The sequence below is a fragment of the Chitinophaga sp. LS1 genome, assembly GCF_034274695.1.
Lineage (GTDB): Bacteria > Bacteroidota > Bacteroidia > Chitinophagales > Chitinophagaceae > Chitinophaga.
Map to the genome: position 1 here is coordinate 1,061,565 of NZ_CP128362.1, position 18,756 is coordinate 1,080,320.

An 18,756-nucleotide genomic window follows, 5' to 3' on the forward strand; every position below is an offset into this window, starting at 1 on the left:
CCATGAACTGCTACAGGATCGAAGCCATTCTCAGAAAAATGAGTGAATGAATACCATGAACTGCTGCAGGATCGAAGCCATTCTCAGGAAATGAGTGAATGATACCATGAACTGCTGCAGGATCGAAGCCATTCTCAGAAAAATGAGTGAATGAATACCATGAACTGCTACAGGATCCAGGCCATTCTCAAAAACTATTAAATTCTACCTCCAATAACTGAAGCAAAAATCAAATCATTTTCCAGAATGATTTGATTTTTGCAAAAAACAGATTGATTCCTTTAAACACCACCCGCCCATCCGCTGTTAACTTTGCTGTAAACATTACAAACAATGGCAAACAAAATAGCACTCATCACCGGCGGCAGCCGCGGCATAGGCCGCGACTCAGCTTTAAAACTGGCTGATAAAGGACTGGATATCATCATCACTTACAATACCCGCATCGAAGATGCACAATCAGTAGTCTCTGAAATCGAAGCAAAAGGTCAAAAAGCCGCTACTCTTCAACTGAACACCGGCGTGATCAGCACCTTCGAAGACTTCGCCACACAGGTAAAAAACACCTTAAGTACTCACTTCGATACAGACCACTTTGATTACCTGATCAACAATGCTGGACAGGGTGGATACGGCGCCATCACCGAAGTCACCGAAGCCTTCTTCGACGACCTACTCAATGTACATTTCAAAGGCGTATATTTCTTGACGCAAAAACTCCTCACTCTTCTGAATGACGGCGGTGGTATTGTAAATATCTCATCTGGTCTGACACGTGTATCATTCCCTGGATCTTCTGTTTATGCATCTTTTAAAAGTGCAGTCGAAACCTTCACCCGCTACCTCGCAAAAGAACTCGGCAGCAGAGGCATCAGGGCAAATGTAGTCGCACCAGGTGCTACTATGACCGACTTCGGCGGTGCACACCTCCGAAACAGTCCAGATACACAAAAAATAGTCGCTGGGGGTACTGCCTTAGGCAGAGTAGGAACAGCAGAAGATATTGGTGGTGCAATAGCTTTCCTGTGTACAGAGGATGCACGTTGGGTGAATGTACAAAGAATAGAGGCTTCCGGTGGGATGCTTGTATAATAAAAGGAAAGCTTCCATAACAACAGGATGCTTGCATAAGAACGGAATTCTCCTATAATTAAATGAAAGCTCCTATAACAACAGGAGACTAGACTTGTATAAAAAAGGAATTCTCTCAAATTTAAATGCCTGCCGTACTCACCACGGCAGGCATTTAACTAATTACTACCTTTATCATATGCTTACCACTACCTCTCTCGAAGAATTTTACAAACGTAACGCCGCCACCTTTCCTGCCGGCATTACAAAGGATACAGGACATTTCAATGTCTTCGACCCTCAAAAGCTCTTTGACAAAGCCACCGGTAACCGCATCATGCCCTACAGCCGCAGAGCTTACTATAAGATCAGCTGGCTCAATGGCAAAAGCCGCGCAGAATATGCTGACAAAGTGATCGAAGTTGAACAAAACGCCCTCCTCTTCGCCACCCCAAAAATCCCTTATCACTGGATCCCCGCTGATAGCAACCAGCATGGCCTCTTCTGCATCTTTACAGCTGATTTTCTCATGCCCCGCAAATCAGGTGTCGTATTGGAAGAATTACCACTATTCCAACCCGGTCATGTGCCACTATTTCATTTAAGTGAAGAAGAAGCACAGGAAGTAGCTTATATCTTCAGAAAAATGCAGAAAGAACTGGATGCTGATTACAAATTCAAATTCGACTTACTCCGTAATCTCGTCATGGAACTCATCCATTATGGTCAAAAGTTACAACCACTTACTGCACTCAATCCCGCACAAAACGCCTCTCAACGTATTTCCATGTTGTTCTTAGAACTACTGGAAAGACAGTTCCCACTGGAATCTCCTGAACAAAGACTAAGTCTGCGTACCCCAAAAGAATACGCAGACCGGTTAGCAGTACATGTAAACCACCTGAATAAAGTATTGAAAGAATCTACAGGTCGTACTACTTCAGAACTCATCAGCAAACGCCTGGTAGAAGAAGCTAAGGTCCTGCTCAAACAAACTAGCTGGAGTGTTGCTGATATTGCATATGTGTTAGGTTTTGATGAGGTATCACACTTCTCTAATTATTTCAAAAAACAAACAGCTGCCGCGCCGCTTACTTTCAGAACATAGTCTCCTCTCATGACCTCATTTGTGCGAATGCTCGTCCTTATAAATGAATTTCTTCTTCATGTAGTAATGGGGGCTAGGTTTTACGGCGCCAAATTATATAGATAATTTTAATAACCTATGCCCCCATTATTCAATCATTAAATTTTATATCTCAGTCCTCCGTAAAACATTCTTCCAATCACCGGTCCCCACACCATACTCGCATCAAAACCAGCACTAAACGGCTGTCCCGCATTGATCACCGGATCCTTCTGGTAAAAATTAGTCAGGTTCTCTGCCCCAACATAAATATCCAGTTTCTTCGCAAATGTCTTACTCGCCTGTGCATTCATCGTCACATAACGCTGTGAATACGCCTCCGGACTCACCGCCGTCATTGGTATACGCTTTGGTCCATTGTAATTCACCGTATAATCAAACTTCCAGGTCTTCACCCCATAGGCCAGATTTGCAAATACACGATGCTTAGCTGTCAGCGGCCGCTGTTTTAAGGTACCACTATAGGTCGTCTTTACATCAAAATAACGGTAAGCTACCCGCACATCCAGCTTTGGCAACGGCTCTGCTGTAATCTCCGCCTGCATACTATTGGAATAAGACTTCCCATCCAAATTATAAAACTTCACCGCTGTAGGGTTTTCTACATCTACTACCACCTGATTATTAAAATCATTCCTGAAATAATCCACACTCACCATCGCATCACGACCAAATAATGTCAGTTTCTGATCTATACTCATCCCTTTATTCCACGCTACTTCAGGATTCAATCCATACGCCTTCCCATCTGTCGCCCCTAAGATCTGTAACGTTCTCGCACTCGCCATCACACTCATATTCTCCGCCAGTATATTCGCTGTTCGCTGACCTCTACCCGCACTCACACGTACTGTTGTACCCGGAATAGGCTCATACCTCACATGGATGCGGGGTGTCAGAAAAAAACCAAACAGGCTGTTATTATCTCCACGCAAGCCAGCTACTACACTGAATTTCTCCACCGGTGCAAATGTGTATTCAAAAAATGCACCCGGTACCACCTCTGTTCTTTTATACTTCAGCGCATTGTATGACTCGTTATAATCATCATTCAAAAAGCTAAACCCTGTTCTGAATTTATGGGTCGTACTACCAATAATTGATTGATAGATCAGGTTCGCATACACACTCTTCTGGTCACCATCATACTTCGTCAATCCAAAGAAGGAATTCTGCGTATGACTAATTCCGGCTAACTGCAAACCAACGCTTTTGTAAGGCTTCGCCGGAAAGGTATACCCGATCTTTGCAAACGCTTCATATCTGTCAGTATTGATCCCCAATCCATACAAAGAAGAACCGGATTTATAATCGATCTGTCCTCCCTTTTTTTCATCCTTCAACACCTTCACACCAAAGATGGTCATGAACCCTTTGCCATTATCATACTTCCACCTGTTCACAGCACTGAACAGATTGCCCGTCGGCACATCTCTAAAACCATCCCTGGTGAAATCTACTTTCTTATTCACCAGAAAGTCGTCATGCAATAACAACCCTACCGACCATTTTGAATTGATCTTCTGCGCCAGATTCACATTCACATCCGTTTTGCCAAAATCATTCACATACACATTGGCATATAATTGTTCATTGCTCTCAGGTTTCTTTAATTCCACATTGATTTGTCCGGCTATGCTTTCATAACCATTGGCTACAGAACCAATCCCTTTGGTCAGCTGGATAGATTCTACCCAAGGCCCCGCAATTGAATTCAGGCCCAGGGGTGTAGCCAATCCTCTTGGACCAGGCAGGTTTTCCACTGTCAACTGTGTATAATTCCCACTCAGCCCCAATAACTGTATCTGCTTGGAACCCGTGATCGCATCATTATAAGATACATCTACTGATGGATTGGTTTCAAAACTCTCACTCAGATTACAACAAGCTGCTTTCAACAATTCTTTACTCGTTACTATTTCTGTTCTTGCAGTAGCCAGCGAAGATATTTGCGTCGTCTTCACCCTTGAATTCACCGTAAATTCTTTCAACTGCTGCTCATTCACCCTGTAATGACAACATTCTGGCAATGCATTGTAAGACTTTGCACTGGCCTTCCTGTTATCCACATCATGCCCTACTTTCAGTATACGCTCTTCAACGGCATTCAAATTAGTCTGTGAAGGATCATATTCCAGCTGCAGGGTTTTAGTGGCTACCTCCCAATGCACCATACTCACCCCATTGCCCTTTGCAGCAGTCTCAATTCTTTGCTGACATTGCTCACAAGCGCCGGATACTGGTATCTTAGCCTGATGCGCAGTGGATAACGGTGTCGTACTTTGCTGAGAGCCTGTTACAGGCGTCGTAACCTCATGTTCTGTTGTTGCCTTCCTATACTGACAACACCCTGGCAATGCATTGTAAGCCTTCGCACTGGCCTTCCTGCTATCCACATCATGCCCTACTTTCAGTATACGCTCTTCAATCGTATTCAAATTAGTTTGTGTGGTATCGTATTCCAGGTGCAGGGTTTTAGTCGCTACATCCCAATGCGCCATATTCACCCCATTGCCCTTTGCGGCAGTTTCAATTCTTTGCTGACATTGGTCACAAACGCCGGATACAGTTATGGATGTGTGTTTTTGTGCGGATAGGATATTGACATAGCATAATAGGAAACCTATTAGCATAATAAGCTTATACATAAAATTCTAAATTAAAAGGGGAAAAATTGCAGTTGGCTAATTAAACAAACACGGGGGGATCAAACTCTATAAATACAGTTCAGAATATACCTGGAGATAATATTATATAATGGTGGCCCATTACCATAATTAAACTGGTAAGGCAGATCTATAACAGGTGGAACACTCCATGAATTGAGCTGTACATTCAACAGCGTAAAGAAGAAAGTAGCAGGCACATTCACATGTGTAGCAGAGAAATGACTATCCTCTACCTTCAGGGTCTTAAATGTCGTTTCACAACAACCCTTGTGTTGTTGATCCATCTCACAATGATGCCCATCGGCGCTGGCCAGCCCAACAGACACTTCCGCCAGTTTACCACAACAATAAAACTGCTTTACACCCAGACCAACCAGTGTCAGGGAGTAAAGCAGTAATAAACATATTGCGGTTACCCTTTTCATGTACCAGCAAAGGTACAACTCAGGATGTATATAATTTCAGATAAGATGTATATTATTTCAGCAAGAGGTTGCGCCGGATCTTACCTGAATTCAGACAGCCCAGTTTCTGGCCGTCATATAACTCATATACATCGCAATGAAACTTGCGTCTCAATTGTCGAAGCACAGGTTTTAATTGCTTCCAGGTAGCATCATTCGCCTGTTTCAATGGCACACAGATACCCAATGCATCGCCCCCGTTTATACCCAGCCCAGGCATAGGAACTAATTCAAAAGGCAAACCCGGTGCATAAAATGCCTGCTGTATTTTCACGAAATCCAGCGGCCCTGCGCTTTCAGCCATGATATTAAAACTCATAATATGATATCTACACTTAGTAATTTAGGATGGTTGTACAGCTGAGAAATCCTGTCTTTCAACAAGTTAACTGTCGATGGAGGGATCTCCTGCCCCCTGGCGTCGATTTTTACCCTGTGCTTTGCCGATCGCGGCAATTGCACATCATAAAACCGTAATCTTCCCACTACAAACCGGATCGTCCTGTCTACATCCACCTCCGTTTTGAGAGTATGGTTGTAGATATACAGACATTCATTTGTGATGATGTTCGTGGCCTCGGGGGTGACCTCACCCCATTCTAAGTTATACATAATCAAAACGTTAACTGCTGAATAATGGTCGGATCCTGGATCTCTTTGTCCCTTGCGAGCAACAATACCTTGGACATCACTTCGGCCGACTTCGGATCGTCGTCGGCAAATGGCAGGAACAACCTCCCTCTTTGCTGAGAATGCACCGGCAGAATAGACAGGTACCTTCCCGGCATCATGTGCACAATGGCACTGCCCAGGTGTACGCTGTATTCGCCGTATTGCCCCTTAATTTTGGCGTGATTACCGATTACCTGCACATTGTCCAGTTTAAACAACCGTGCCGTTTCTGCCAGCAATACCGCCCTCATTTCGATAGTGGAGTGACTCGCCTCCGGATCTACACCACCTACATGTGCCACACTCACGACCAGGTCTATATCACGCATGACCTCACTGAAAATGCGGGGATCGATGTCTTTGAAAGCTACGTTCTTGTAAGTCTTCAGATCATGGAAGATCACCTGCTCCAACACCGGCGATTCTACTTCCGCAGGAGAGAACCAGTTCGCCTGTGCATACATCTTCACCACAAAGCCTTCTTTATGAAATGCCTTCTGCAAACCTTCTTCATGATCTACTTTCCAGCCTCTTGACTTCAGCAATGCCACCGTCTTCGCTGGCTGTACCTGGTGTCCGGCATAACGGCGGGAGATGGATTTCTCTTCCAGCTCTTCTGCCAATGGGGTATATAGCTCACGGAAGATCTGTTTGAAAGGTTGTTGTAAGCGCTGTTCAAAACAATAATGCTGGTAATCGCCCCAGCTACCACTGGCATAGAGATCTGTACAGTGCGCTATGCGAACCAATGCATCCGGCTTTATTGGAAACTGCTCGCCTTTTGCTGATACCAACCTATTATCTTTCCAGAAACCATGGCCTTTATCCGTCACAAATACCAGCTTTTCCAAATGCTTTGCTATTACTGGATGACTAAACAAATTAGCCAGCTCTGGCGCTTCAAAACCATCACCTCTTACCATAGCTTCTTCCAGTGATTTGCGGGAACGACGGAATTGCTCTTTCAGTGTTTTCTTAAACTCCTGTAGTTCCAGTACTTTCTTATCCTTCTTGTATTTCGCCGGTATAGCAGCCAGTTTTTTATCCCCCCTAAAAGCGACTACATCTGCTTCACCATCCTCTTCAATGATCAGTCCTATCAATACATCATCATACTGCACCTGTGTTTCTTTAGAAAGGATATTCTGCACCTGTTTGGTTTCCATGGCCCAGCTTAAGCGCATCGGATCAGCATATCCGGCATTCCTTGCCAGGTTCTCCATCGCAATACGGATCGCAATGCCTTCGCTGGTTTGCTTCTGCGCACCGAACTGTTTGCTTTCCTTTTTGAATTGCTGGATGTATTCATATCTGCCAAGTATATCCTTTTGTGCATTCGCCTTGCTCAACGGAATCAATCCATACATACGCAGGTAATCCTGGTCTCTTTTCTCTTTCACCTTTTGCGTCACCTCTTTGATCTTGAGATCACCGGTGATCACATCGGCGTACAAACGCGCCCGGCGATGACCATTCCCATCACTGATGTATTTTGCAGCATTATATACTTTTTGCCAACGGTCTTTACCTATTTCCTTGTACGCTTGCTGGAACCAATCTTTATCCACCGCACCATCTTTGAAGTCCTGCAATTCGATAGAGGTATACAATGCAACTGCACTTTCAAAATCCGCATTCTTCGCTGAATAGGCATCAGACTTAGTATGCACATGCAACCACCAGATAGCGGTATCCAATCCTTTCCAGTTCAGACAACCACTTACCAGCCGTTGCCATTGCGGCGCATACACCGCTGCTTCTATCAATCGTTCTTCTTTTGCACTGATAGCTTTCATAGCCTCATTAAATTTCTCCTGCGTATCAGTGGCAGATGGATAACATTTTTTAAGTAGCGAACTGAATAGCTGTTGTTTATTTTTATGATCAGCAGCATAAATGTATCCTTTATGCAGGGAGTCTTTGCCCAAGCCAGCCAGTATCTGAGCAAAACGATGTATACCTTCCAGTCTTTCTATTTCAGTAACAAAGGCAGATACAGGCGTAGCAGAGTCACCACGTTTCAATTCAATATCCAGCAGGTGTTCTCTCACACGGTTATACATAGGTTGCAGGAAAGGATAGTCAGCGAAATAATCACGCTGTCCCCTATACCTGCGCTTTGTGGATAACTCACGGATATGATTACGGGACAAGATTCCTCTGTACATTTCGCTTTCAGAAATTACACCTTTGCTAAATGCACTACAGAATAGATCCAATGGCGGCATAGCGACCATGATATTCTCCTTCAGTCCACTAAACTGCCGCCAGTGATAGAGTTGCCAGACAGCAGGCAGCAGGTGATCCGGGATCTCAGGCACATTGATCTTTAATAAGAACCAGTTCAGATTCTGATCTGCCTGCCAGCCATAATTATAATTTCCTGAAGTAAGTCGCTCATCAGGAATACCTGCAAACACTCGGGTAGTGGCCCCAATCAGGAATTCTGTTTTTTCCTTAAATGGAAAAATCAATCGCAGCGCACCGATGACACCTGTAATCAGGTGCAGCTTACCAGTGCGCACTTCCTTCGTAACATCATCCGGCAGGAAGAGATCCATTTTAGGAATAAATGAGGCTGCCAACGGATCTACATTCAGGTATGCATAATTGTATTGGTTAGCTGCAACACCATCCAGTATATACAGATCTCTTGGTTGTAACCCGGATTGTTCAAACCATTGTTTCCATATTTCAGGTAATGGATAGCTGGCGTATTGTTCTTCCGGTGTCTGTCCTTCAGGCGCTCTGTAATGCTTGCTACGAAAGGCATTCCCCAGCAGCAGTTTATAATTCGCTTCGTCATACGTCTCCACGTCGTACTCATGATCCTGATTCGCGAGGAACAGGTCAATTAGTTTTTTGATTTCACCCTGAATGTATGATGTAGGTTTAGATACGCCATATGGTCCTTCAGCAAGGCATTTGCCATAATAATCGTTCTCATCCACCACAGGTCTCACAACTGCCTGTATCAGTGCAGGATCATACAAACCATATCCATTCTCCTCATTATAAACGATGGTCGCAATTTCAGTGGTGAGCTGATTGAGTAAGATTTCCTCCTTCGGAGAAATATTCTTCCTTTCTTTAAATGCATCCAGCAAAGGTTTGATCTCAGCTGTCAAACGATCCTGCTGTTTACACTGACTGGCAATGTCCAGACCTGCAAGGCGCTGTTCAACATCACCTTGCAGCAAGGCAGTCACCCCATTCAGCAACAAAGCATCCGTTTGATTTAACAGGATCCCGATCGCCCTGCTTCTCATACCGCTGCTCTTGCGTTTCAGCATATCAATCAATACGGCATTCTCCTCTTCATCCAATTGTAATGTATCCAGTACATTGAAAGCTGTCTTTTGCAGGAAGTCGCCTTTCTCTTTAATGATGCGCATGGCAAAGTTGCGCTGAAACTGTGTAATAGCCTTTACTGGCTTAGTATTATCAAAATGGTACACGGCATATCCAGGCAGCATTACCCTGGCGAGTTTCTCTTTTACATCCAGGGCCATTTCATCAAAGTAGGAGAGTACAATATCCAGTCGCTCCTGGTATTCTAATACCAGTGTGAGCATAGCAGAGAGAACATTACTCCTGCTATAAGTGAGATTCAGCCAGGAAAATGCAATACCGTTGAAGTTCTTTTCCTTTACTTCAGAGCGTTGCAGGATCCGGTGCAGTTTATCAAACAATCCCGGGTAGTAGGTATCATAGTGGGGAGGATTGTAGTACAAACGTTTGTTCAACATATCCACAGCGATTGCATTGACTGCCAGACTTTCATCTTCAATGCCCGCCATGATCACGGGCAGATCCAGTTGAAAGTGACCTGCTTCGTGTGCAAACTTCACAGCTACCACCCGCTTCTCTTCCGACTTCGCCTGCATCAACTCCTGCAAATAAGGCAATGTCTGTTCTACATCATACACACCCTGTGCCCAGAGGGCCATATATACATCTGCATTATTCTTGCTTTTAACACCTTCCGGAATCTGGGAAGTTTCAAACATATAGGTACATGCTTTGCTGAGAAAAGCATTGATCGCCGATTCCTTTTCCGCTTCCCAGCTCACCCCTGCCCATACATCAATCGCCCTGATCACAGCAGCAAACCGGGTGAGCTTATTCTCAGCAATGACTTTGATCATATGTCTGAAAGCCCCGATTGTACTGGTATCAATCGATTCAACAATGCTTTGTCGCAGACCTTCCTGTCGCTGTGCAGCAATCAATAATTTCTCTACCAGCACCCAGCAATCTTCCCGTTCACTCATCAACAATGCTTTGATGATATTGTGGGAGACCTTTCCGGTTTCTTCTTTATTGAAAATAATATTTTCTAATAACTGGAAAATTTCTTCATTCCCATCATCCAGTGCTGCCGCCCATATATAATACAGGTATCCCATAGATCGCTGATGGTCCCAGATAATCTGTTCCTGTAAAGTCGTATCGTACACAATGAAGGAATAAGAATGGCCGTATTCCTTTTGATATACCTGGAAGATGGTATTCACCAGGAAATCCAGCTGATTGGGCAGGTACAATTCTCTTTTGCCCGGAGAGCGGAAAGAGCGGCGATAATAGCCTTTCTGATAGGTGAGTCGTGGGAATTTCTTCCATGCAATACGCACATACACCGCTTTCTCATCGCCAAAGATATAACGAAGCAGGTTATACATTTCAGGATCATCCCATTCATTATCAGGCAGCAATTTCACCATGCCCTCATAACGCGGGCTTCCGTATTGGATCTCAGTAGTAAAATCATTGTATCTAACAGTGTAGCCCTCTAATTGTCCCAATAGTAGCAGTGCTACTTCAGCATTACGTTTCGTAAGCAGTTCATGCGTGGCTTCGCCCTTGTATACAGACTGTAAAGTGGTAGTGAGGTTTTTCTCAAAGTCTGGAAGTATCCTCGTGTCGAGGAATTCTTTTGCATTCATTGTAAAATGATTTTTGGGTCCGGTTACCAAATACTACCGGAAAGAAATGTTAATCGAATAAAGGTGATAACTGTATCAGGGTTAAGGTCAAAATGATCACTTAATTGTTTCAGTTCTTCCTCGTTGGCAAATATGGCATACATACCATCTTCAAACGCCAGTAGTGCTGTTTCCTGCGCTTTGGTCAGATCTGCTTTTTCTTCATTGTAAATGCTTCCAAAACCGATCTTGCCATTGGCAGCTTGTCCCTCCATTTGTTCACTGGTCAGGTATGGCAATGCATTTGTTCCTGGTTTTTTAGTATTGTATGCATGTACCTGTTGTTTGACCACGGCAGTGATCAGCTCCTTCACAGTAGGTTTGGGTCCAATGTCATCCAGCTCTATTTTTTGTTTTTCAAGAATGGCATGTTTACGTCCCGCTTGTTTAATGTTGACAATTACGAACATCAGGGTTAAAAATTTAAACAATCCGGTGGCAATATATATAAATTATCTGACGAATGATCTCCATTTTTGACAGAGAGCGCCCATTAACTGCTAAAATGACTGTATATTCCCCTTTGGCATAAAAGATGATATTTATCAGTAATAAAAGTAGATAACATGGCTAATCAAACTGCAATACTTGCTGGTGGTTGTTTTTGGGGTGTAGAAGAGCTCATCCGTGAATTACCGGGTGTGATCAATACGCATGTGGGTTATACGGGTGGTGATGTGCCAAACGCGACATATCGGAATCATGGCTCCCATGCAGAGGGCATCAAAATAGAATTCAATCCTGAGGTGATTTCTTATCGCCAGTTGCTGGAATTCTTTTTCCAGATTCATAATCCGACTACCCGGAATCGTCAGGGGAATGATATCGGTATGTCTTACCGGTCTGCTATCTTTTACCTGGATGCAGCACAGCAGGAAACGGCTGAAGCGCTGATAAAAGAACTGGATGCGGCAAAGATCTATCCTAATCCGATCGTAACAGAGGTGGTACCTGCGGGAGATTTCTGGGATGCAGAAGAGGAGCACCAGGATTATTTACAGAAACATCCGAATGGATACACCTGTCATTATATCCGTCCCGAATGGGCATTGACGAAATAAGATTAAAGTTATACATACCAGGGCCTGCTGATGATTATCAGCAGGCTTTTTATTTTATATTACCTTTCCGCCCGAATAGTGAATAAACCAAAGGCGGCTCGGTGAGCGGCCTTTGGTTTGATGAGGAAGTTTTAACGGCACTTGATGGGAGGTGCCGGGGGGGGGCCTATCCTCACGCTGCTTGCAAAATATTTCAGACGGACAGCAAGTGCTTCTTCAAAGGTCAGGTCTACTTTACCTATATAACCTATCACGTGATGTTTACCTTCTCTTTTATCTTCTTCTATCATTTCTTCAAAACCTGAAATAAATTCAGCCATATTAAAAACCATTTAAATTGTTAGTGAATATATTGAATGTAGTAAACGACTTATCTGAATACTTTAATTGCCTGGTTGGATAATCCATATAAAGAAACCTATCCTGAAACAGACCGGCTATAAATGAATGTGTGTATGATAACGCATCCAAATCTGTCGTATCAAAAACAAACAGCCCCATTCCCTTTCTTTTTTTTATCAATTCTTTGGTCGATAATTCTCCAACCCAAATAAAGCCCGGCATAACCTTCTTTAACAAAGCATCCTTTGATGGTTTTGGAATAGAAGGATCTTTTGCCAGATGATCTCTAAATGAATCACTGGATGTTAAAAACATCCGGATAAATAATGATGAATGCAGTGCGATATTCAGCTCAGGCGTGCAAAGTATCGTCTCAGGATTGGAACAAATAACAATGGTATTGTCCATAAATCTGGGCACTAAAAAGTGAAACAATGGTTAATCTGGTTGCGTCTTTCTTATACGCAAGGTAAAGACATTACTAACGGATAAACAAATATTTTTTTCTTCTACTCAATCCTAAATAACTGCCCCCATCTTTTCAATTCTACTATTACCGGAATGATCTTCCTACCCACTTCCGTCAACCCATACTCCACCCTTGGCGGCACCTCCGGATACACCTTCCTTACTATCAACCCATCCTGCTCCAACTCCCTCAAATGCTGTATCAACATCTTCTCTGACACATCCAATATCCCCCTCTTCAAATCCCCATACCTCATACACTCCCCCTGAGAAAGCAAATTCAATATCTGCAACTTCCACTTCCCATTGATCGCATTCGACGCGAAACCCACCGGACACTCAAAAATCTTTTTACCTAATTTAAATTTCTCCATCTCAATCAATTAAATTTCAACAATTTTTACTTTAAAGTAAGTACCGAACTTTCCAGTAAGTACTTGACTAAAGATATATACTAAGATAGCTTTGCCCATAAATAATTAAAAATTTATGCGCAGCACAATCAATGTAGACGGCCTACAGATCAGCTACCTCAGCGGAGGAACAGAGAATAAAAAAGTCGTATTACTATTACACGGATGGCCACAAACAAGTTACTCCTGGAGATTTGTAATCCCCTCTCTCGTCAATGAAGGATATCATGTCATCGCCCCCGACCTCCCAGGAATCGGAGATTCTGATATACCCACATCATTTGATAAAAAACATATCGCAGGTATCATTCACAAAACTATACAACAACTTGGATTCAATGACATCTACCTCGTAGGCCACGACTGGGGCGCATCTGTAGCCTATAGCTACGCAGCACAATTTCCGCAGGAAACAAAATTACTCGCTCTGCTCGATGTACCACCCGTAGGTGAATACCTGGAAAAACTGCCGCTATTACCCAGAAATAACAAAGCCCTGTGGTGGTTCGCCTTCCATCAGGAACAATACCTCCCCGAATTACTCATCGCCGGAAAAGAAAAAGAATACCTCACCTATTTCTACCTCAATTCCTCTTTCAACAAAAGCGTCTTCGATGAATCTACCATCAATGAATATTGCCGCACCTATTCTCAAAAAGAAAAACTAAGCGCCAGTCTCAACTACTACCGTACAGTACTCCAGGATATTGATGATAATAAAACGATACTCCCCATGCCTGTACTGACAATAGGAGGTGAGCAGGGACTCGGCCACCTCGCCTATAATATTACAAAGACATTGGCTCCTGATATCACCAACGCTATCATCCCCAATTGCGGCCACTATATCCAGGAAGAACAACCAGCTGCCCTGGCCAATGAACTCTTACAGTTCTTTAAACAATCAACTTATACCCCGCCCCTCTAATACTCATCAACTGCACCCCCGGCTCCCCCTTCAGCATCTTCCTCAAATGACTCATAAACACATCCATACTCCTCGCATTATAATACGTATCATCCCCCCATATCTTCAACAAAGGCACCTGCCTTGGCACCAACGTATTCTTATGCTGCAACAACAACTCCAACAACGCCGCCTCCTTATAAGACAACGTATACCTCGACACAGATGTCTCCAACTCCTGCGTTACCGGATCCAACTTACAACTACCAAACACATACACAGACTCAACCTGCTGCCGCCCGCCGAATCTACTCAACAATGACTCCATCCGGATCAACAACTCCCCCATATTAAACGGCTTCCGCAAATAATCATTCCCCCCACTCTTAAACCCCTTAATCACATCCTCCGGCAATGACTTCGCACTCAAAAATATAATCGGCACTCCCGCATCCAACTTCCTGATATCCTCCGCCAATGTATACCCATCCTTCACCGGCATCATCACATCCAACACACATATATCCGGCGGCGCACTCCTGAATAATTCCAACGCCTGACTCCCATCCGTCGCCAACACCACCTCATACCCACTCTGCCCCAAACCATCACTAATGATTTGCGCCAACGTCAGCTCATCTTCTGCATACAATACTTTATACTTCATTATAAACAGGTAATTCTATGATAAATTCACTCCCCTTCCCCAACTCACTCACCACACGTATCTTCCCTCCATGCCTCTCTACTATCTGCTTTACATAATTCAAACCCAACCCGGATCCTTTCACATTATGCACATCCACATTATCCTGCACCCTAAAAAACCGCTCAAATATCCTCGCATGATAAATCTTAGATATCCCCGGCCCATTATCCTTCACACTGATTACAATGTGCTCCTCTGTACACGTACAACTCACATCCACCCGCACATCCTTTCCCCCATACTTCAGCGCATTATCTATCAGATTATAAAACACATTCGTCAAATGCACCGGATCCCCATCCAAAAAACAAGGCTCCTCAGAAGGATGATAATGTATACCTGCTAACTTATTCTGCAACTGCATCGATGTCACCACCTGCTCCAACCCCTGCTGCACATCATACAACTCCGACCGTAAACGCGTCTCCCCACTATCCACCTCATCTAAATTCAGCACCTTTTCTATCATCATATTGAGCCGGTGCAACTCCGTCTTACTAATATTGATATATTGCAACAACTTCTCCGGATCCGCCGTCAACTGATACCTCGTAATTGCATCCAACGCAGCCTCCATCACCGCCACCGGCGTTTTCAACTCATGCGTCATATTGCTCGTAAATGCAATCCTCGCCTGCGCATATATATGCTGATGCTTCAACAATCTAAACACAAAATAAAACGCAGCCCCCGTCAATAACAACATCAAAAACGAAGACAATAAATAATACCGCATCTGGTAAAACACAATCCCCCTCAATGAAGGCACCACCAACTGAAAGTTGTTATACAACCGGATATTATAACTACACGGCTCACTATGATAATCCGCCTTCCGAATCTCCGCAGCCGTATGATGATTTAAAATCGCCCCAGTCTCCCAATCATACTTTACCACAAAGTACTTCACCCTAAGATGATTCTTCAACAACTCCTGATCCACCAAACTATCCAACCGGTTATACTCTACCGAATCTAAAGCCAACTGCTCTTCCTCCGTTTCTCCATGTTCAAAAATGCGCTGTACCTTATGCTTCTTCCGCTCATAATTCTTATTCGGTATCCTGATACTGATATCTACTATTGAACTATCCCCCGTCAAATCCGAATCAAACCGGCTCATCACCTTATGCCCCCTCATCCTGCTATACGCCTCCTTAAACTGCAACCACTCCGGCGACTGAAAAAAGCTCAGAAAGTTGTCATTCCCCTCATTCCCCGGCAATAAGCTCAGGAAATTACTACTCCTCACCACATTATTCACCACCTGATCCAGCTCACGTTTCACCTGTACCTCCTGCGAACTGTATAACTGACTTAACCACGCCACCTGCAAAATGACACTGACGATCATCGCCACTATTACCAAAGGATATGCATATTTTTTAGAAAACCATTTCATGCTACAAAGATGGGGACTTTACCATCCCGAAAATACGATTTAACCTTATTTAACCTAGTTTAACCGGCCTTAATATCACATCGGAGTACGTTTGTTCCATGAAAACGATCTCCATACTCCTCCTGACCTTTATGCCGATTTTTGCAATCGCCCAGTCCAGTATCACTGGCACTGTCACCGATGCCGAAGGTCACCCACTCGATGGCGTTACCATTACCCTCAGCCAGCTAAACAAATACATCACCACCGCCATCACCGACCTGGGCCATTTCACACTCAAAGACATAAAAGGTATCAAAGGTCCTAATGGTATTTCCAATGCCCCATACACCCTTACCGCCACATCCATGGGTTATCAATCCTATACAAAAGAATGGCAACTCCCTGCCGATTCTATCCATATTATCCTACAGGCAGATCAAAAACAACTACAAGGCATCACCGTCTCCGCTGCCAAACCACTCATCGAGCGGCAGACAGATCGCGTGGTCTTCAATGTGGAAAACAGTATCATCGCCAGCGGTGGCACCTCCTGGGAAGCCCTGACTAAAGCCCCCGGCGTTACTGTCAACTCTGACAACTCCATCTCCGCTTACCGCAAAGATGTGCAGGTATACATGGATGGCAAACCGCTCCACCTCTCCGGCGATGACCTGGTGAATTACCTGCAGGGCCTCCCTTCTTCTACGATCACCAAAATCGAAGTCCTTACCAATCCCCCCGCCAGCTTCGAAGCGCAGGGTGGATCTATCATCAATATTGTCACTAAAAAAGTAAAAAAACAAGGCATCAACCTCGCCCTCAATGGCAACTACATACAGGGTATATACGGCTCCTACAATGGTAGCGCCACTTTCAACTACCGCCAGGATAAAGTGAATATCTATGGCAACTATGGTTACGGCCATAAACATACCTACATGGATAACAGAACCTATATCAATTTTGGCGATTCTTACTGGGCAACCAACGACCACACTATCCTGGCATCCAATAGTCACAACTACCGCCTCGGTGCAGATTACCAACTTACTGATAACCAGATACTGGGTGTGCTCGTCACCGGCAATAACCGCGCTGGACAAAACGAGGGGAATATCCCGACCAACATATACAGTGCTGACAAATCTACCCTTGACTCTACCCTGCAAACCAACTCTACCGATAAAAAATATGGCAGTGGCTATACCTACAATATCAACTACAGCCTGAAAATGGATAGTGGTAAACGCAGTTTTAATGTAGATCTGGATTACGCACCATACGCCACCAGCAGTTATGCACATGTAAACTCCGATAATGATTACCGCATTTATACACCGACTACACAACACATCAACATTCTCTCCGGCAAAGCAGATTACGTCTACACACTCAATAAATGGAACCTTACCTCCGGTTTCAAATATAGCAGCATCAAAAGCGACAACAAATTTTCCTTCATCGAAAGCGATGTACTCATGCCAGACAAAAGCAATCATTTCAGGTACACAGAAAATACTTCTGCACTATACACCAGTATCTCCGGCACTTTCAACAAACTAACTGTACAAGGTGGCTTAAGAGCTGAATACACCAACACCCGTGGCTACTCCATCTCACTGGATTCTTTAAACAAACGGAACTACTTCAAACTGTTCCCTACCCTTTACTTACAATACAACCAATTCCAGCTCACTTACAGCTACCGTATAGACAGACCTGAATACGCACGCATGAACCCAGCCAGACATTATTCATCTCCGTACAATTACTATGTAGGCAATCCTGCCCTGCAGCCTGCCTTTACGCACAATATTGAATTGGCCTACACCTACAAAGAAAACTACACCCTTACTGCGAACTATACTTCTACCAGCAATATATTCACCAACGTGACGGTACAGGACAACGCTACCAAGACCTACTACATCACCCACCAAAACCTGGGTGCAAGTATCAATAGCGGTCTGCGTATTTCAGCCGCCTTCCATCCGGCCAGCTGGTGGGATATAAATGCAGAAGCAGGTGGCTACTTCACACAGGAAAAATCTGCTTACCTGCAGGGGCACTACAACATCAAAATGTTCTCTTACGATGGCCGGTTGAATCAAACTTTCACCATCGATAAAAAGAATGGCATCGCTGCTGAAGTAACAGCTCAATACATTGGCCCCGGTATCCAGAATATCTATCGCAGTAAGGTGTTGAGCGAAGTAGACCTGGGTGTAAAAGCAAATGTGCTGAAAGGTAAAGGTACCCTCCGCCTCACCGCCAATGATATTTTCAATGCATTCACTTACCGGGTAAGCATCAATTATCTTGATCAGCAAAGTACCTTCTATCATAAGAATGAATCGAGACTGGCTACATTGAGTTTCTCCTTCCGCCTGGGCAAAGACATCAAAGCCGCCAGAAACAGAAACACCGCAAGTGAAGAAGAAAAAAGACGTGCGCAATAAGCACG

General features: G+C 44.0%; 16 protein-coding genes. 5 read left to right on the forward strand and 11 right to left on the reverse strand.

Going from position 1 to position 18,756, the window contains the following annotated elements:
* The first annotated feature begins 333 nt into the window (after positions 1-333).
* Both QQL36_RS04390 and QQL36_RS04395 read left to right on the forward strand, forming a co-directional pair.
* The gene (locus QQL36_RS04390; RefSeq protein ID WP_321569076.1) at positions 334-1,092 is read left to right on the forward strand and encodes an SDR family NAD(P)-dependent oxidoreductase; all 759 of its coding nucleotides are present in this window, start codon (positions 334-336) and stop codon (positions 1,090-1,092) included.
* Positions 1,093-1,270: 178 nt separating this feature from the next.
* On the forward strand, positions 1,271-2,179 hold the full coding sequence (locus tag QQL36_RS04395) for a helix-turn-helix domain-containing protein (protein ID WP_083722664.1): 909 nt from the start codon (positions 1,271-1,273) through the stop codon (positions 2,177-2,179).
* A 137-nt stretch (positions 2,180-2,316) separates the two neighbouring features.
* On the opposite strand, the gene QQL36_RS04400 is transcribed toward QQL36_RS04395, so the two are convergent.
* From QQL36_RS04400 to QQL36_RS04425, 6 genes are read right to left on the reverse strand one after another with little or no spacing between them, the layout of a single operon-like run.
* Positions 2,317-4,866, reverse strand: coding sequence for a TonB-dependent receptor domain-containing protein (locus QQL36_RS04400; RefSeq protein ID WP_321569077.1), 2,550 nt, complete (start codon positions 4,864-4,866; stop codon positions 2,317-2,319).
* Between the two features lie 59 nt (positions 4,867-4,925).
* The gene (locus QQL36_RS04405; protein ID WP_321569078.1) at positions 4,926-5,312 is read right to left on the reverse strand and encodes an HYC_CC_PP family protein; all 387 of its coding nucleotides are present in this window, start codon (positions 5,310-5,312) and stop codon (positions 4,926-4,928) included.
* A 52-nt stretch (positions 5,313-5,364) separates the two neighbouring features.
* Positions 5,365-5,670 carry a hypothetical protein gene (locus tag QQL36_RS04410; RefSeq protein WP_321569079.1) on the reverse strand — a complete coding sequence of 102 codons (306 nt, stop codon included), beginning with the start codon at positions 5,668-5,670 and terminating at the stop codon, positions 5,365-5,367.
* A complete protein-coding gene (locus QQL36_RS04415) occupies positions 5,667-5,963 on the reverse strand; it encodes a hypothetical protein (RefSeq protein WP_321569080.1) in 297 nt (98 codons plus the stop codon). The genes QQL36_RS04410 and QQL36_RS04415 overlap by 4 nt, the downstream gene beginning before the upstream one ends.
* A gap of 2 nt (positions 5,964-5,965) precedes the next feature.
* The gene (locus QQL36_RS04420) at positions 5,966-10,969 is read right to left on the reverse strand and encodes a DUF4132 domain-containing protein (RefSeq protein ID WP_321569081.1); all 5,004 of its coding nucleotides are present in this window, start codon (positions 10,967-10,969) and stop codon (positions 5,966-5,968) included.
* Between the two features lie 23 nt (positions 10,970-10,992).
* On the reverse strand, positions 10,993-11,418 hold the full coding sequence (locus QQL36_RS04425) for a hypothetical protein (protein WP_083722658.1): 426 nt from the start codon (positions 11,416-11,418) through the stop codon (positions 10,993-10,995).
* A gap of 156 nt (positions 11,419-11,574) precedes the next feature.
* Between QQL36_RS04425 and msrA the strand changes: the two genes are divergently transcribed.
* On the forward strand, positions 11,575-12,069 hold the full coding sequence (gene msrA / locus QQL36_RS04430; RefSeq protein ID WP_083722657.1) for a peptide-methionine (S)-S-oxide reductase MsrA: 495 nt from the start codon (positions 11,575-11,577) through the stop codon (positions 12,067-12,069).
* 131 nt (positions 12,070-12,200) lie between these two features.
* Here the strand turns inward: msrA and QQL36_RS04435 are convergent, their stop codons facing one another.
* From QQL36_RS04435 to QQL36_RS04445, 3 genes are all read right to left on the reverse strand, one after another.
* Entirely contained in the window at positions 12,201-12,389 is a 189-nt protein-coding gene (locus QQL36_RS04435; RefSeq protein WP_321569082.1) for a hypothetical protein, read from the reverse strand.
* Between the two features lies 1 nt (position 12,390).
* Positions 12,391-12,819 (reverse strand): hypothetical protein, encoded by a 429-nt coding sequence (locus tag QQL36_RS04440; protein ID WP_321569083.1) that lies wholly within the window; start codon positions 12,817-12,819, stop codon positions 12,391-12,393.
* A 101-nt stretch (positions 12,820-12,920) separates the two neighbouring features.
* The gene (locus QQL36_RS04445; RefSeq protein WP_321569084.1) at positions 12,921-13,253 is read right to left on the reverse strand and encodes a helix-turn-helix domain-containing protein; all 333 of its coding nucleotides are present in this window, start codon (positions 13,251-13,253) and stop codon (positions 12,921-12,923) included.
* Positions 13,254-13,368: 115 nt separating this feature from the next.
* On the opposite strand from QQL36_RS04445, the gene QQL36_RS04450 reads away from it, so the two are divergent.
* Positions 13,369-14,220 carry an alpha/beta hydrolase gene (locus QQL36_RS04450; protein WP_321569085.1) on the forward strand — a complete coding sequence of 284 codons (852 nt, stop codon included), beginning with the start codon at positions 13,369-13,371 and terminating at the stop codon, positions 14,218-14,220.
* Here the strand turns inward: QQL36_RS04450 and QQL36_RS04455 are convergent.
* Both QQL36_RS04455 and QQL36_RS04460 read right to left on the reverse strand, forming a co-directional pair.
* Complete coding sequence (locus tag QQL36_RS04455; RefSeq protein WP_083722654.1) at positions 14,189-14,866, reverse strand: response regulator transcription factor; 678 nt, start codon at positions 14,864-14,866, stop codon at positions 14,189-14,191. The two genes, QQL36_RS04450 and QQL36_RS04455, sit on opposite strands and share 32 nt — an antisense overlap.
* Entirely contained in the window at positions 14,856-16,310 is a 1,455-nt protein-coding gene (locus QQL36_RS04460; protein WP_321569086.1) for a HAMP domain-containing sensor histidine kinase, read from the reverse strand. Before QQL36_RS04460 ends, QQL36_RS04455 begins: the two co-directional genes overlap by 11 nt.
* A gap of 98 nt (positions 16,311-16,408) precedes the next feature.
* Here QQL36_RS04460 and QQL36_RS04465 point away from each other — a divergent pair, with 98 nt between their 5' ends.
* Positions 16,409-18,751: an outer membrane beta-barrel family protein gene (locus tag QQL36_RS04465; RefSeq protein WP_321569087.1), complete on the forward strand. Its 2,343-nt coding sequence runs from the start codon at positions 16,409-16,411 to the stop codon at positions 18,749-18,751.
* Positions 18,752-18,756: the final 5 nt, after the last annotated feature.

Bases quoted from the DNA above. Each gene is read 5' to 3' on its own strand.
- msrA (WP_083722657.1), top strand. From the start codon at position 11,575: ATGGCTAATCAAACTGCAATACTTGCTGGTGGTTGTTTTTGGGGTGTA.
- QQL36_RS04425 (WP_083722658.1), bottom strand. From the start codon at position 11,418: ATGTTCGTAATTGTCAACATTAAACAAGCGGGACGTAAACATGCCATT.
- QQL36_RS04450 (WP_321569085.1), top strand. From the start codon at position 13,369: ATGCGCAGCACAATCAATGTAGACGGCCTACAGATCAGCTACCTCAGC.
- QQL36_RS04410 (WP_321569079.1), bottom strand. From the start codon at position 5,670: ATGAGTTTTAATATCATGGCTGAAAGCGCAGGGCCGCTGGATTTCGTG.
- QQL36_RS04395 (WP_083722664.1), top strand. From the start codon at position 1,271: ATGCTTACCACTACCTCTCTCGAAGAATTTTACAAACGTAACGCCGCC.
- QQL36_RS04390 (WP_321569076.1), top strand. From the start codon at position 334: ATGGCAAACAAAATAGCACTCATCACCGGCGGCAGCCGCGGCATAGGC.
- QQL36_RS04460 (WP_321569086.1), bottom strand. From the start codon at position 16,310: ATGAAATGGTTTTCTAAAAAATATGCATATCCTTTGGTAATAGTGGCG.
- QQL36_RS04420 (WP_321569081.1), bottom strand. From the start codon at position 10,969: ATGAATGCAAAAGAATTCCTCGACACGAGGATACTTCCAGACTTTGAG.
- QQL36_RS04440 (WP_321569083.1), bottom strand. From the start codon at position 12,819: ATGGACAATACCATTGTTATTTGTTCCAATCCTGAGACGATACTTTGC.
- QQL36_RS04405 (WP_321569078.1), bottom strand. From the start codon at position 5,312: ATGAAAAGGGTAACCGCAATATGTTTATTACTGCTTTACTCCCTGACA.
- QQL36_RS04465 (WP_321569087.1), top strand. From the start codon at position 16,409: ATGAAAACGATCTCCATACTCCTCCTGACCTTTATGCCGATTTTTGCA.
- QQL36_RS04415 (WP_321569080.1), bottom strand. From the start codon at position 5,963: ATGTATAACTTAGAATGGGGTGAGGTCACCCCCGAGGCCACGAACATC.
- QQL36_RS04455 (WP_083722654.1), bottom strand. From the start codon at position 14,866: ATGAAGTATAAAGTATTGTATGCAGAAGATGAGCTGACGTTGGCGCAA.
- QQL36_RS04435 (WP_321569082.1), bottom strand. From the start codon at position 12,389: ATGGCTGAATTTATTTCAGGTTTTGAAGAAATGATAGAAGAAGATAAA.
- QQL36_RS04400 (WP_321569077.1), bottom strand. From the start codon at position 4,866: ATGTATAAGCTTATTATGCTAATAGGTTTCCTATTATGCTATGTCAAT.
- QQL36_RS04445 (WP_321569084.1), bottom strand. From the start codon at position 13,253: ATGGAGAAATTTAAATTAGGTAAAAAGATTTTTGAGTGTCCGGTGGGT.